Source organism: Deltaproteobacteria bacterium, from assembly GCA_011773515.1.
GTDB lineage: Bacteria > Desulfobacterota > Deferrimicrobia > J040 > J040 > WVXK01.
In genome coordinates this window covers 1-13,531 of sequence record WVXK01000037.1, presented here as the reverse complement: position 1 = coordinate 13,531, position 13,531 = coordinate 1, and the positions used below count along the sequence as shown (strand labels likewise).

Annotated in this window: 12 protein-coding genes; 5 read left to right on the top strand and 7 right to left on the bottom strand. The window is 59.0% G+C overall.

Translation table 11 applies throughout. The features are described from left to right. Together GTN70_03840 and GTN70_03835 are read left to right on the top strand one after the other, a co-directional pair. A partial coding sequence (locus GTN70_03840) for a nitronate monooxygenase (GenBank protein ID NIO16120.1) occupies positions 1-374 on the top strand: 374 nt, incomplete at its 5' end. 71 nt (positions 375-445) lie between these two features. After that, positions 446-757 carry a cupin domain-containing protein gene (locus GTN70_03835; protein ID NIO16119.1) on the top strand — a complete coding sequence of 104 codons (312 nt, stop codon included), beginning with the start codon at positions 446-448 and terminating at the stop codon, positions 755-757. Positions 758-880: 123 nt separating this feature from the next. On the opposite strand, the gene GTN70_03830 is transcribed toward GTN70_03835, so the two are convergent. Continuing rightward, on the bottom strand, positions 881-2,872 hold the full coding sequence (locus GTN70_03830) for a hypothetical protein (protein NIO16118.1): 1,992 nt from the start codon (positions 2,870-2,872) through the stop codon (positions 881-883). Between the two features lie 504 nt (positions 2,873-3,376). Here GTN70_03830 and GTN70_03825 point away from each other — a divergent pair. Both GTN70_03825 and GTN70_03820 read left to right on the top strand, forming a co-directional pair. Then, the gene (locus GTN70_03825) at positions 3,377-4,876 is read left to right on the top strand and encodes a sodium-dependent transporter (protein NIO16117.1); all 1,500 of its coding nucleotides are present in this window, start codon (positions 3,377-3,379) and stop codon (positions 4,874-4,876) included. Positions 4,877-4,879: 3 nt separating this feature from the next. Next, a complete protein-coding gene (locus GTN70_03820) occupies positions 4,880-5,941 on the top strand; it encodes an aminotransferase class I/II-fold pyridoxal phosphate-dependent enzyme (GenBank protein NIO16116.1) in 1,062 nt (353 codons plus the stop codon). Here GTN70_03820 and GTN70_03815 read toward each other — a convergent pair. Beyond that, on the bottom strand, positions 5,918-6,211 hold the full coding sequence (locus tag GTN70_03815) for a hypothetical protein (protein NIO16115.1): 294 nt from the start codon (positions 6,209-6,211) through the stop codon (positions 5,918-5,920). The genes GTN70_03820 and GTN70_03815 overlap by 24 nt on opposite strands. Positions 6,212-6,553: 342 nt before the next feature. Then, a complete protein-coding gene (locus GTN70_03810; GenBank protein NIO16114.1) occupies positions 6,554-7,123 on the bottom strand; it encodes a hypothetical protein in 570 nt (189 codons plus the stop codon). Between the two features lie 470 nt (positions 7,124-7,593). Between GTN70_03810 and GTN70_03805 the strand changes: the two genes are divergently transcribed. After that, a complete protein-coding gene (locus tag GTN70_03805; GenBank protein ID NIO16113.1) occupies positions 7,594-7,980 on the top strand; it encodes a response regulator in 387 nt (128 codons plus the stop codon). Positions 7,981-8,015: 35 nt separating this feature from the next. On the opposite strand, the gene GTN70_03800 is transcribed toward GTN70_03805, so the two are convergent. The 4 genes from GTN70_03800 to GTN70_03785 form a co-directional block, all read right to left on the bottom strand. Beyond that, on the bottom strand, positions 8,016-9,398 hold the full coding sequence (locus GTN70_03800; protein ID NIO16112.1) for a response regulator: 1,383 nt from the start codon (positions 9,396-9,398) through the stop codon (positions 8,016-8,018). Further along, positions 9,395-10,861, bottom strand: coding sequence for a HAMP domain-containing protein (locus tag GTN70_03795; GenBank protein NIO16111.1), 1,467 nt, complete (start codon positions 10,859-10,861; stop codon positions 9,395-9,397). Before GTN70_03795 ends, GTN70_03800 begins: the two co-directional genes overlap by 4 nt. After that, positions 10,861-11,808, bottom strand: a complete 948-nt coding sequence (phnD, locus tag GTN70_03790) for a phosphate/phosphite/phosphonate ABC transporter substrate-binding protein (protein ID NIO16110.1) — start codon at positions 11,806-11,808, stop codon at positions 10,861-10,863. The genes GTN70_03795 and phnD overlap by 1 nt, the downstream gene beginning before the upstream one ends. Positions 11,809-12,030: 222 nt before the next feature. Continuing rightward, positions 12,031-13,509 carry a hypothetical protein gene (locus GTN70_03785; protein NIO16109.1) on the bottom strand — a complete coding sequence of 493 codons (1,479 nt, stop codon included), beginning with the start codon at positions 13,507-13,509 and terminating at the stop codon, positions 12,031-12,033. Between the last annotated feature and the right edge of the window lie 22 nt (positions 13,510-13,531).

The following is a 13,531-nucleotide window of genomic DNA, read 5'->3' as shown; positions in this document are numbered from 1 at the left end:
TGCTCCTCGAGGCGGAGAGAGCGGGAGTGGTCGTGATGGATATGCTGGCCGGGGAAGAGACCGACGGGGCGGTCAGGGAGAGGCTCATCGAAGTGCGCAACGACGAGGGCAGGTACTGCGCCGGGCTTCTGGGAATCATCAAGGACAGGGGCGGCGTCCCCACGGAGAGGACGGGTGATTTCGTGGGGAAAATTAAGGCCCTGGAAACGAAGGAGGAGCGGCTCTCCCTGCTCGTCCGGGGACAGGAGTGGGTGGTGAGAAAACTCCAGGAGATCCCCGATGACCTGTTTACCGGGCCCGAGGAGGAGTTTGTAAAGGACATGGTTGTGGGGCACGAGGTCAACATCGCCTACGTGCGGTCTCTGATACGGTAGCGGTCGAGAAAATGTGAGAGGAGGCGCGCATGAAGGCGGGAAATTACCGTGACGTGGAGCAGGCCCTCGCCATGGGCCCCGAGAACGACCGGGTGAGGATGCGGGTGCTCATCGGCGACGGGGAGGGCGCCCCCAACTTCGTCATGCGGCACTTCGAGGTGCTGCCGGGAGGAAGCACCCCCTATCACTCCCACCCCTGGGAGCACGAGGTGTTCGTCCTAGCCGGCCGGGGAAGGGTGAACACGGAAGAGGGGGAGACGCTTCTTGGCCCGGGGTCCTTCGTGTTCGTGCCCGCCGGGGAGACGCACAATTTCGAGACCCTGGGGGACAGCCCCCTTGAGTTTCTCTGCATCATCCCGAAAGAGGAGAAGTGCGATCTTTGATGGGCGGAAAACGGGCCGGGTATGGTTTCCCGCGGTGAAAAAGACCCGGGAAGCCATCGGTTGAGAAGCCGGGAATCGCTGATCCTCTGAATTTTCAATCTTATTTATTGCCGTGGCGGTGAGCTACGAGCCGGAAGTCATCGCGTCGTAGAGCCGCAACAGCCCCATCACGGATCCCGTACCGGCAAGGGAGATGGGGGCGCCCTTCGGCCTGTGGGGGGGGTCGCCGTCGAAAGCCTCGGGGAGAAAGTAAGGGGTCCTGTTTTCTGCGGCCCGCCGGAGAGTCAGGAGGAAACGCCTGACCCTGTTTAGCACGCGGCTTTTCGGCCCGTATACATAGAGAAGCGCATCTGCATAATGAAGAGCGAGGTGAGGGAGAACGCAGCCGTTAAAGAGCGCATGCAATCTTTCCCGTTCATTTCCTTCAAACGTTCCCACGTACCCCTCATTTTCCGGTGAAAGCGTTCTGAGGCCGTAGTCCGTGACCAGCGACTCCTTTACTCTCTGGAGCACCCTCCTGCCGAAGGTGGGTGACACGATGGGGTTCGAAAGGCTGAGCGCGTAGAGCTGGTTCGGCCGGATCCGGGGATCCCGCTCCCCCTCCTGTATCACGTCGGAAAGGTAGCCGTCGCCGGGCATGGTGAAATTTTTCAGGAAGGAGGACTTCACCTTCGGAATGATCTTCGAAATCCTCTGGGACTCCCTCTTTTGCCCCACGGCCATGGTGAGGTCCCGGTAGACGCAGAGGGCGTTGAACCAGAGGGCGTTCGTGTCCACCGCCCTGCCGTACCTCCCGGTTATGTGCTCTCCCCCCACGATCCGGTCCATCCAGGTCGCCTCGACCCCCTCCCTTCCGCAGGTAACCAGGTAGTCCCCGCCCATCTTCGTAAAAAAGTCGGTCCCGTCCGTGTAGGAGTTGACGATATCACCGATCAGCGTGAGCTTCGCTTCCACCTCCGCCCTGCTCACGGTCAAATCCAGGAACCGAGAGACGGTCTCCACGAAGAGCAGGGAGGTGTCGGCGGCACAGTAGAGGGGCCCTCCCTCCTCGTCCAGGTATTTGGGCAGCAGGCCATGCCTGATGAACGGGGAAAGGAACGAGATCATCGATGAGGCGGTGGAGACGTAGCCTCCCCGCAGGAGAAAATCCTTGATGAAGATGAGCAGGTCGTAGACGTTCACCGGGTAGTAGGGGTACCCCGACATTGCGAAAAGCCTCTCCCCGGCGCTGGTGGTGAGGGAGAGGGCAGCGTCCTCGACGGGGGCGTAATTTTTCTGAAACTGCCCCGGGATCCTGTCCCGGGATACGGGCACACCTTTTCTCCTGATCGCCTTTTTTACGCTGAGTTCGGGGTCTTTTTCCCCCCCGGCGCCAAGGGGGAGCCAGCGCTCCTCGAGCGTGAAGACGATGGAGCAGAGCGTTTTCCCCCGTCCCACCGGCACGAGGAAATGGCCGGGCGACGGCAGGTCCTCCACGTACGCCTCGCCCTTCTTCTGGTCGTGCAGGTAGAGGATGTGCCGGTACCAGCAGAAATCGCTCCGGTATTCGCCGCTGCTTGCCGCCATGATCAGGGGCGGCACGGGGTGCTCGCCCGCCCGGATCACAACAGCCCGGGCGAAGGGCCTGATCCCCAGGGGGATCTCGCGTTCCCTCCTCAGGCCGTGTATGTACCTGAGGCCGAGAAGGGGCCGTATCTTGAGGGTTCCCCCTTCCTTGCTCTCGATAACATATCGCAATGCGATCGAGTTCTCCCCGGGGATCCCGTGCAGGGACTTTCTCACCGACGACAGGCCGTCGGCGAAGACGAATCTGGGGTGGGGGTGGAGGGCATAGCTATCGAGGTTCTTGTAACCGCCGGGGTAGACGGTATCACCGTAGACGCAGGTCGCAAGGGGGAGGGTGCTTTCCTCCCTGATAAGCTCGTCCTCGACCCGCGACACGTAGAGGTACCGCTTGAACCCATCCATGGTCGGGGCGATGAAAATTCCCTGCTGTTTACGGGTATTTGCGAGGGATGCCGTGGTGGTGGCAAAGGACCCGCTTCCCGTGGTGACCAGCCATTCGGTATTCAGGAGCCTCGTTAAATCTTCTGGTAAGGCATGAGAAAGCGGCATGTGCGTCCCCTCGAAATGGCGGAAGCCGATGCTGCAGCAGGACCGGGGCCCGTTCCGCGTCCCCCGGCGGGGTCGGGGGAGCAGGGGCGAGGGCGGCCCGCAGATCGGTCCCGTTCAGGCGATTCGGCAAGCCGTTCAATATCGGTAAGGATAAGTCCCCGCAATTGCAGGTGAAGCGGCTTTTTTGTTTATTTTTAAAATTATATCAAAAAAAGTAGCAAAAATAACAAGGGCAAATTTCTCGCGCCCAGTTTTTACAATTCAGGAGCGAAAAACCCGTGGAGCCCGCTGACGGATAGAAGATGTCGGGTCCAGGCCGGCTCATGCCCCTTCAGGTAGGATCGTGGAGGTTTGCAGTTCCCACCGGGGAGAATCCCCGAGGATCGTGAACCCCCGCTCCCCGGTGAACAGAGCATTGACTAATCCGGGTGAATTCATTTAGGATTTATGGGATACCCTGTGATATTTCACGGGCATCTCAACCGGGAAAAGAGAGGTACGGGCGTGGAAAGGGAACAGTGGAAGAGTCAGTTCGGGTTCTTGCTGGCCGCCGTCGGCTCCGCGATAGGGCTCGGCAACATCTGGCGTTTCAGCTACATGGCTTACAGTTACGGCGGCGGGGCGTTTCTCGTGCCCTACGTGGTGGCCCTTCTCACCGCGGGTATCCCCCTGCTCATTCTCGAGTTCGGCCTGGGGCACGAGCGGATAGGCTCTGCGCCCCTTGCCTACCACAAGGTCCGGCCGAACAGCGAGTGGCTCGGCTGGTGGGCCGTGACCTTCGTCATGTTCGGCATAGACCTCTACTACAACGTCATCATCGCCTGGTGCCTCAACTTCTTCGCCTACTCCTTCAACCTTTCCTGGGGAAGCGACCCGAACGCCTTTTTCTTCAAGGAGTTTCTGGGACTGAGCGATGCCCCATCGAAAATAGGGGGGATCAGGACGCCCATATTCGGCGCTCTCTGCGTGATATGGTTCGTCAACTGGGCGATCGTGTACCGCGGTGTCCGGAAGGGCATAGAGATTGCCAACAGGATCTTCATGCCCCTTCTGTTCCTGCTCACCGCCGTTCTCGTCTTCTGGTCCCTGAGCCTCGAGGGGGCCGGGGCGGGGATCAAGGCGTACCTGACGCCCGACTTTTCGAAGATAGCCGACCCCAGGGTGTGGATCGACGCCTACAGCCAGATTTTCTTCACCCTCAGCCTGGGTTTCGGCATCATGATCGCCTATGCGAGCTACCTGCCGAAAAAGGCGAACATCTCCAAAAGCGCCGTCCTCACCGGTTTCATCAACAGCGGCTACTCCCTCTTTGCCGGCTTTGCCGTGTTTTCCGTCCTGGGGTTCATGGCCACCTCGCAGGGCAAGCCCATCTCCGAGGTGGTGTCCCAGAGCATCGGCCTTGCCTTCGTGGCGTATCCGAAAGCCCTGAGCCTCATGCCGGGGGGGAACTTTTTCGGGGCGATATTCTTCCTCTGCCTGGTCGTTGCCGGTGTATCCTCGTCCATCTCCATCATAGAGGCCTTCACCTCGGCCATCGTGGACAAGTTCGGCTACGACCGGAAGAACCTGGTCACCATCGTCTGCGTCCTGGGCTTTTTCGGGTCCATCATCTTCACCACCCAGGCGGGGCTCCTCTGGCTCGATATCGTGGACCACTTCCTCACCCATTACGGGCTCATCGTGGTGGGGATCGCCGAGTGCATCCTCGTGGGCTGGTTTTTCCGGATACGGGTCCTGAGGAACCACATCAACAAGGTATCCACGATACAACTCGGGACCTGGTGGGAGGTGCTCATCAAGTATTTCATCCCCCTCGTTTTGGGCGTGATCCTCTCCGGAGACATCTACAGCGAAGTTTCCAAGCCCTACGGCGGCTACTCCTGGACCTCCCTTCTTCTGATCGGCAGGGACTGGGTGATCCTCACCCTGATCGTTGCGTTTCTCTTCTCCGCGAGGCCCTGGAAAACGGGCAACAACAAGATGGGCGGAAGGTCGGAGGAATAGGGGATGGGCGGCTCATTCATCGATCTGCGCAGCGACACGATCACGATCCCCACCAGGGATATGCTCGAGCGGGTCCCCCCGTCGGTGCTGGGCGACTCGCTGCGGGACGAGGACCCCACCGTCAACCTCCTGCAGGATAGGAGCGCCGGTCTCTTCGGCAAGGAGGCGGGGCTCCTGCTCATCTCGGGGACCATGGCGAACCAGGTGGCCATCAACGCCTGGTGCGAACGGGGGGCGGTCGTCATCGCCATGGAGAACTCCCACATCGCCCGGAAGGAGGCGGTCTCCGCCTCGGTCATCTCGGGCTGCAGCATCTACCCCATGAGGGAGGTGGGCGGATTTCTCGATCCCGGGCGGCTCCGGGCATGCCTGGAGAGCCCGGATGACCTGCTGGGAGGAACGGCGGGGCTGGTGACCATAGAGAACAGCGTGAACGCGGCGGGCGGCACCATCTATCCTCTCGAAAAGATGGAAGAGGTGTATGCGATATGCCGCGAGTTCGGCGTTCCCCTCCACATCGACGGGTCGAGAATCTTCAACGCCCTCGTTGCCGGGGGAAGGGACCCGGGAGAGGCGGGTGCCTGCTGCGATTCCCTGACCTACTGCCTGTCCAAGGGGCTGGGGGCCCCGCTCGGGTCGGTGCTCACCGGCCCGGAAGGATTCATCGAGAGGGCAAAGGAGTCGCGGAACCTCATGGGAGGCGGCATGCGCCAGGCGGGGGTGATCGCCGCCTGCGGCCTCTATGCCCTCGAGGAAAACATCGACAGATTGAAGGACGACCACGAGAGCGCCCGTGCCTTTGCACGGATCCTCGGGGAATCTGGGCACATCCACGTGCTGAACGATCCTGTCCAGACCAACATCGTTCTCTTCTCGCTCAAAGACGCGTCGCAAACCGCCCTGCTCAGGGAAAAGCTTGACGGCGAGGGTGTCCTGATCGACTACCGCAGGGCGCCCGTGCTCCGGGCCGTGACGAACCTGAACCATGCGCGGGAGGAGGTGGAGAGGGCCGCAAAAATTCTCTCTTCGATGGCCGCGCGCCTAGGTGACGGGCCTTCTCCCTAGGATCTTGTGGGGTGGGTTCTTCGGTGTCTCCTCGGCTTCCTCGAGGATCGAGCGCTTGAAGATCCGCTCCTTGATCTTCGCCACGTCGTCCTTCGGCGTGGGGAGCTTGGATATCCAGTTTTTACCCGAGAGGATAAAGGTGGAGCCGCCGGACACGAGCCGCCTCACCGCTCCGCCGCACCCGGGGCACGTTTCCAGGGGGGGATCGGAGATCTTCTGAAACTCCTCGAACTCCCCGCATTTCGGGCAGCTGTACTCGTATGTCGGCATATCGTCTCACCTCATAAATATTTGATGATTATATCACATACGGCTGAAATTCCAAATCGATCGGGGGAGGAATTCGGATCTTTCGGAGTGAAACGCCGCCGGTCCGCGCTCTATCGGAAGGGATTGGTAGTCCCGTGTCCCGGGAAACCGGTTTCGTGTTTAGAGTTTCGCGTTTCTCGTTCAACCGTAAACCGGAAACCGTAAACCGTTAACTGTAAACGGTAAACTCTGAACTGTTTTCATTCCGCATTCCGAAATCCGCATTCCGCATTACCATGTGTTTCCTGTACCTCTGACCCTGCCATTGAACAACAGTGCAGTTTCTGGTTTAATCAGAAACGGTTATTTCAGAATGCTCTCCTTCAGCCCGCTGTCGGCGGGGTACTTCCCGAACCAGATCTTAAACAGGGCCTCCATGAAGTCCTTCCCCTCGATGGTGCCCCTGACCTCCCCTTTAATCGACACTTCCGTCCCCGCGCCGGGCACGTAGGTCATGACCACCTCCTCCCCCTTCCTGACGCTGCCATCGAAAAATGCGTTGAATGCATCGATCCGCTCCTTCAGGGCGGGGAGGGAGTCCTTCGAGTTCTTCTCGAAGCCGTCGTTCCACCCGTCGACGAGCTTCTCTCTGCTCACCTCCTTGTAGAGGAAGTGCATGACCATCCTCTTTGCCTGGTCCGAGCCGATAACCTCCGCCGCGTCCTTTGACGGGCTCTCCATGTAGAGCCCCCCCACGTAGACCTTCACCCTGAAGATGGTCTTCGTCCTCACCCCGCCGCCGACCAGGGCAAGGGTCTTTCCCGACACGGCCGCGGTATCCGGGAGGGCAACCCCCGCCACGTCGAGGCCAAAGGCGGGGACACACAGAAGGGCCGAGAGCACAAGACACCACAGGATAGCGTTTCGTTTCATAATGACTCCTCGTATCCTTTTTTCTTTGAATGTAGCGCCATTTCGGGCAAATGTGAAACACATTTTTCCGTCCCGTTATGGCTTGCTGAACCCCGGGCAAAGGGGTGGAGAGGGCAGGTAGGTGAAATCACCGGGGCGACTTGGTTGTATAGCCGGAAACAGGGTAGATGAAAACTGCGCATTTCGGGGTCCGGTTGCCTAACTGCTTGAAATTGAATGATTTAGTCCCGGAACGGGAAAATAAAATGAAGGTGGAACGCAATTTGCGGCAGGCAGGATAAGAGGACGGTCAGGGCGCTGGAAACGTGTCGAACTGAATCACCGGGGAATATTTTTTGGCCTGCATGAACGAGATGGTCCCCCGTCATGCTGAGAGGTTTGGCACAGCCGGCAAAGGCAAGACGATTGGGCAAAACGCAGTGAAGCTTTTACGTTTTGAGTTTCGGGACCCTGTCTGACATCGGCACAGGATGAAAAAGATACTCGTAGTAGACGATGAGGCCCTCATACTGACGGCACTGTCCAGGGCTCTTACCAGCCCCAGGGTCGAGGTCATGACCGCAAAGACAGGCGGGGAGGCCCTCTCAATGATACGGTCCGACTACTATCAACTCTGCTTTCTCGATATCCATTTGCCCGATTGTGACGGGATCGATATCATGAAAACGATAAAGGAGATATCCCCGGAAACCTCCGTCGTGGTCATGTCCTCCAAGGTGCTCGATCGGGAGACGAAGGAGGCGATCGAGGAGCAGGCCCACATGTATATCCCCAAACCGTTTGAGCTCTTTCACATAAAGATGATCGTGAAAAAACTCTTCGACGATACGGGATCCCTGCCGGGGGATAGAGCGTGATTGTTTTCCTGAAAATAGAGGGAATTTTTTGCGGCTTACTGTAAGCCGTATTTTTTTATCTGGTACCGGAGGGTATCGTAGGTGATATCGAGCAGCTTCGCCGCCTGAGCCTTGTTGTTGCCTGCCCTCTCGAGGGCCTGTATGAGCAGGTCCTTCTCCAGCTCCTCCAGTGACAGCCCCTTTTCGGGAAGAATGAAGCGGTCTTTCGAGAACTCCCGCAGCTTTTTTCTGTCGAAGAGAAACGATATGTGTTCGGGAAGGATCGTCTCTGCGCTCTTGAGCACCACCATCCGTTCGATAACGTTTGCCAGCTCCCGGACGTTTCCCGGCCAGTCGTAGGAGGAGAGGAGCAATTCCGCCTCGGGTGAAAAGGCCGCTATGCTCTTCTTGCTGTACCTGCGGGCAAAGAGGGAGAGAAAGTGTCCCGCCAGGGAAGGGATGTCCTCCCTGCGCTCCCTGAGAGGGGGGATGTGGAGGGAGAAGGTGTTGAGCCGGTAGAAGAGGTCCTTCCGGAAGGCCCCCCTTTCCACCGCATCGGCGATGTTTCTGTTGGTCGTGGCAATGACGGTAGTTTCGATGGGAATGTTCGATTTTCCGCCAAGACGCCTCACGCTCCTCTGCTCGAGGACCCGCAGAAGCTTGCCCTGGAGGTTCTCCTTCATGTCCCCGATCTCGTCGAGCAGGATGGTTCCCCCGTTGGCAAGCTCGAACATCCCCTTCGAGTCGGATTTCGCGTCGGTGAATGCGCCCTTGACGTAGCCGAAGAGCTCGCTCTCGATCAGGTGGTCCGGGAGGGCCGTGCAGTTGACGGCGATGAAGGGGACGCAGCGCGCAGCCTGGCCGCTGTGGGCCGACCGGTGGAGGTGGCGCGCAAAGAGCTCCTTCCCCGTTCCGCTCTCCCCCGTGATGAGGACGGTGTCGACATGCGCTTCGGCAAGCCGTGCCGCTTCCTCCTTCAGCTCCAGGATGCGGGGAGTCTGCCCGATGATCTCTGCCTCGAAGAGCTGGGAACGGATCTTTCTCAGGTAGCCCACCTCGTCCTTCAGGCGCTCCTTCTCGATGATCTTGTTCAGGATTATCGTCATCTCCTCCATGTTGAACGGTTTGGTGAGGTAGTCCGCCGCGCCGAGCTTCATGGCCTTAATCGCCGTCTCCGCCGTGTCGTCGGCCGTGAGCATCACCACCTGGGTGTCGATGCCCTTTTCGTGGATCTTTTCGAGGATCTCCATCCCGCTCAAGCCGGGCAGGCTTATGTCCAGGAGGATCACGTCGGGATAGGACTCGGCGATCTTGTCGATGATATTTTCCGTTGTCGTCTCGGACTGGACTTGGAAGCCAGATTTTTTCAGTGACCGCGCTATCATGGTGACGATCAGCTCGTCGTCGTCGAGGATAAAGACCCTGCCTTTGCTCTTCATCGGCTTTGCACCTCGGGATCCTGGTTGACCGGGATGGTGACGGTGAAGCGCGCCCCGCCGCCCGGGTTGTTCTCCGCGCTTATGCTCCCGCCCTGCTGCTCGATGAGCCTCTTGCAGATGGCAAGCCCCAGCCCGGTGCCTCTGGGCTTCGTAGTATAGAAGGGGTTGAATATTTTGTCGATGTCTTTGTCTTCAATCCCGCGGCCCGTATCGGAGACTTCTATGGAAACGGCATCCATCCCGATGTCGTAGGAGGCGATCATCGTTACCGTTCCCCCTTCCGGCATCGCTTCCGCGGCGTTGAGCAGGAGGTTGAGAAACACCTGCTCGAGCTGCGCGGGGTCGGCCAGGATCGCGGGGAGATTCCCGTCGAAATTTTTTTCGAAAGTAACGGCGTGAGGCTTGTCCAGCCGGGGCAAGAGGCCTTTGACGGAATACCGGGCGCTGGTCAGTGACCTGGTGAGTATGTGGTCTATTCTGACCAGATCGATCTGGGGGCTGGGGGGCCGCGCGTAGTTGAGCAGGGATCTGAGAAGGGTCTCTATCTTCTTGATCTCTTCGATGATCCTGGTCAGGACCTCCTGGTCCTCCTGTTTCAGATCGAGTTCGCCGCTCAGGATTTCTATGGATGCCTTGATACCCGCCAGCGGGTTTTTTATCTCGTGGGCAAGCCCCGTGGCCATTTCCCCGATGACCACCAGCTGTTCCGCCCGCTGCATGCTCTTCATCTGCTCTTTCAGGGACCCGGCCATCTCGTTGAACGACGCGGCAACCTCTCCGAACTCGTCCTTCAGGCCTTTCACCCGGTGATCCAGGTCGCCCGATTTCAGCTTCCTCGTCGCATCGAGGAGGCTCGATATGGGATCGGAGAACCTCTTGAAGAGCAGGAGGGCAAGCCCCACTGCCAGGAGGGGCCCGGTGAGGATGAAAAGGGCGATCACGCTCTTTGTGCGCTTTATCTCCGTGAGGGCGGCCTGGGTCCTCTCCTCGAGCTTCATGGAGGTAAAAGCGAGCATCGCGTTGAGGTCGTCGATCAGGCTCCGCCCTATCGAGAATGCGGCGTCCTTATCCCTCTCCAGGAGGGCACTGTTCGCCTTGATGGTGAAGACGCGGCTCAGCGCAAGCTTGTATTCATCGATCCTCCCGTGCAGGCTCTCCAGTTTGCTTTTCGTTGCTTCATTGTGATGGCAGCCGAAGCAGGAGTCGATTACCGTGCTCATGGTGTGCACGTGGTTCGTCAGGGTCTCGATGTCCCGTTCGTGCCGCGTCCCCTTGAGGGTCAGATCCCCCTGGACCTTCTTGATCTGGATGAGCAGGTGCTCCCGCAGTATTTCCACCTGGTGAAGGGTGATCAGGTTGCCCTGTATGGCGGTGGCCCGGGACAGGGAGTGGATGATGTAGAGGCCACCCAGGATGGAGAGGAGGGAGAACAGTGCAACCGCTATGAGTATGCGTTTTCTCATTAATCGTTAATGTAGTCGTGGGTGGCCAGGTCCAGCCCGATCTTTTCGGCGTAGGTGAAGACGGCGGCATAGTCCTGGTCCGTGGTTTCGATGAACCGACCGGCCCCGAAGCTACCCAGGACCCTTGCGCCTTCCGGGTCGTCGCTCATCGCGAGCAGGGCGGATTTTATCCTCTGTTTGACCGTATCGGGGAGGTCTTTTCTCAGGGCGAGGGCATTTTCGGGCACATCGGGGGACCGAAAGAGTATCGCGAGCTCCTTGAGGATCCGGGGGTCTTCCTTGGCGATCCGGTAGAAAACGGTGTTTTTCGCCGCCCCCACGTCCGCCTTTTTGTTCAATACGTCGTAGATGGCGTTCTCGTGGGTCCCCGTAAAATAGGTCTCGCTGAAATAGGCCTTGTAGTCGTTGATTCCCTGGCTCTTGAAGTAATCGAGGGGGAGGAGGTATCCCGCCGTCGTCGCCTTGTCCACGAAGGCGAACCGCTTGCCCCGCATGTCCCTTCCCTCTTTTAGGCCGCTGTCCTTCCTTACGAAGAGCAATCCGTAATATGTCGACGTGCCCTCGGGGCTTTCCGGCCTCGCCATGACCTCGAGACCGATCTTCGAATGAGCGAGGGTGTAGGTGAAGCTCCCGAAGAATGCCCCGTCCAGGTTCATGGAGACGAAATTCGAGATGATGTTTCCGTAGCGGGAGAGGATCTTCAGCTCTATTTTCAAACCCGTGCGCTCTGCGAGGTATTTGGCGAGCGGTTTGAATCGCTCCATCTGCCTGAATATGTTGTGCTCGGGAATCAACCCTATCGTGACAGTCGCTGTTGCCTCCATCTTTCCAGCCGCTTTTGCCGCCTTGGGAGTTATTTTCTCATCTCTCTCGCAGCCGGTGGAGATCGCCACACACAGGGAAAGGGCGATGAGCAGGAACTTCCTGACGAGCTTAACGACATCCATTTCGTCTTCTCATGAGTTGAAGGGATGACTTTCATGAATGTTAATCGAGTCGTTGACTTCGTTCAAGTCTTTTTTTGCCTGTAATTTCGGATCGATATGGTCGGGGGGAATGAGAACCAGGGCACGGTCATGGAAACGGCATGTCACGACTCCTCGAGGGAAGAATAAAAAACCCCCGGGGAAACCCGGGGGTTTCAGGCTCGCATGTGGCTGAGAGGGGGCTCAAGGAGCAGCAGGATGGAAGACGTAGTTCGTGTCGTCCTGACCCGAACGATCGGAGGCATCCACGCCGTTGTGGCAGGTGAGGCAGGCGAACGCCTTGGTCAGGTAGGGGTAGGCGAACTTCCCGTCCGATGTGAACTGGTCGGTCTGGGTCATGTCGATCCGGAAGATGTGGCTCCTGATGTCGCCGGTCACCGGACCCGTCCCCTCGGCAGGGACCGAGATCGCCGATTTCGCCAGGAACGGCATGTGGCAGTCGATGCAGTTGAGCCCAGTCATATTAATTGTGTTCGCATTGACCGGGTCGTAGGTTGAAGCGTCGTGACATCCCGCGGTGAGGCAGCCGGCGTTCGAGTTGTCGACGCCGTCGAGCATTCCGTCGGTGTCAGAATCGTAAACCGATGTCTTGTGAGGATCGTGGCAGCCGGTGCAGCCCAGCTTGGCGGTGCTGAAGGCACCTGATCTGGTGGAACCCGCGGCCGGTGTATCGGGATCGACGCCGAGGAGCTCATCGAACTGCTCGTGATGCCGGATCAGGTTTCCAACGGCGGCGATCCTACCGCCCGGGATATCGAGCCCACTGGCCGTGGTGAATGCGCTCGTGTAGCTCGGATCATCCTTCTCACCGTCCCGGGTGTGGCACTCGCTGCAGGCTACCGGCAGGCCGAAGGCCATATCGGGGGCCAAAAAGTCTGCCGTTGTCCTGGCTGTTGCGACCCGTGTAATGTCATCCTTATTTCCGCTGTTGACGTGGAGCGATGCGGCACCGTGACACGACTCGCACTGGACGCCCTCCATCATCCACGTGCCATCCATTCCGGCGAGGCCGCCCTGACGGCTCTGGTTGTTCGCAGCGTCGAAGTGCTTCCATCCCGTGGTGTGGCAGTTGCCGCAGTTGTAGGGTTTATCGGTTTCATTGTTGTGGTAGCCACCCATCGCTCCGGTTTCGAGGTTGTACTGGACCTTGGTGCCGGTGACGATGTAACCGTCGGCGTCGACGAACCGGGCCTTCCAGTTGTAGCCGCCGATCACGTAGGAGACGTCAGAGTAGCTTGCGGGTGTCCCGAGGGTATTGTCCGTCCCCGCCTTCGGGTCTCCTGACTCCGTGTCGTCGTCGTCGATCAGGGCGAGGGCACCGGTTATCCCCGGTGTGAAGACGGGGTAGGTCGGCTCCGCACCGCCTTCGATCTTGTTCAGCTTGAAGTTGTGCCCCGACTCGATGAAGGAGCTGTAGATGGTCGGATGGCAGGTCTGGCAGTGATGGGTGCCGATGTATGCAGCGGTCGTGCTCGGGGGCTCGTGAAAGACGAAGTCCGTCTCGTCGATATTCGAATGATCGCTGGCGGTAACGCCGTTGTGGCAGGTGAGGCAGGCGAATTCCTTGGTGATGTAGGGGAAGGCGAACTTCCCGTCCGATGTGAACTGGTCGGTCTGGGTCATGTCGATCCGGAAGATGTGGCTCCTGATGTCGCCGGTCACCGGACCCGTCCCCTCGGCAGGG

What these genes read in the sequence shown, in the direction of transcription:
- GTN70_03830 (NIO16118.1), bottom strand. Translation starts at nt 2,872, where the DNA reads ATGCCGCTTTCTCATGCCTTACCAGAAGATTTAACGAGGCTCCTGAAT.
- GTN70_03805 (NIO16113.1), top strand. Translation starts at nt 7,594, where the DNA reads ATGAAAAAGATACTCGTAGTAGACGATGAGGCCCTCATACTGACGGCA.
- GTN70_03820 (NIO16116.1), top strand. Translation starts at nt 4,880, where the DNA reads ATGGGCGGCTCATTCATCGATCTGCGCAGCGACACGATCACGATCCCC.
- GTN70_03810 (NIO16114.1), bottom strand. Translation starts at nt 7,123, where the DNA reads ATGAAACGAAACGCTATCCTGTGGTGTCTTGTGCTCTCGGCCCTTCTG.
- GTN70_03800 (NIO16112.1), bottom strand. Translation starts at nt 9,398, where the DNA reads ATGAAGAGCAAAGGCAGGGTCTTTATCCTCGACGACGACGAGCTGATC.
- GTN70_03815 (NIO16115.1), bottom strand. Translation starts at nt 6,211, where the DNA reads ATGCCGACATACGAGTACAGCTGCCCGAAATGCGGGGAGTTCGAGGAG.
- GTN70_03835 (NIO16119.1), top strand. Translation starts at nt 446, where the DNA reads ATGGGCCCCGAGAACGACCGGGTGAGGATGCGGGTGCTCATCGGCGAC.
- GTN70_03795 (NIO16111.1), bottom strand. Translation starts at nt 10,861, where the DNA reads ATGAGAAAACGCATACTCATAGCGGTTGCACTGTTCTCCCTCCTCTCC.
- phnD (NIO16110.1), bottom strand. Translation starts at nt 11,808, where the DNA reads ATGGATGTCGTTAAGCTCGTCAGGAAGTTCCTGCTCATCGCCCTTTCC.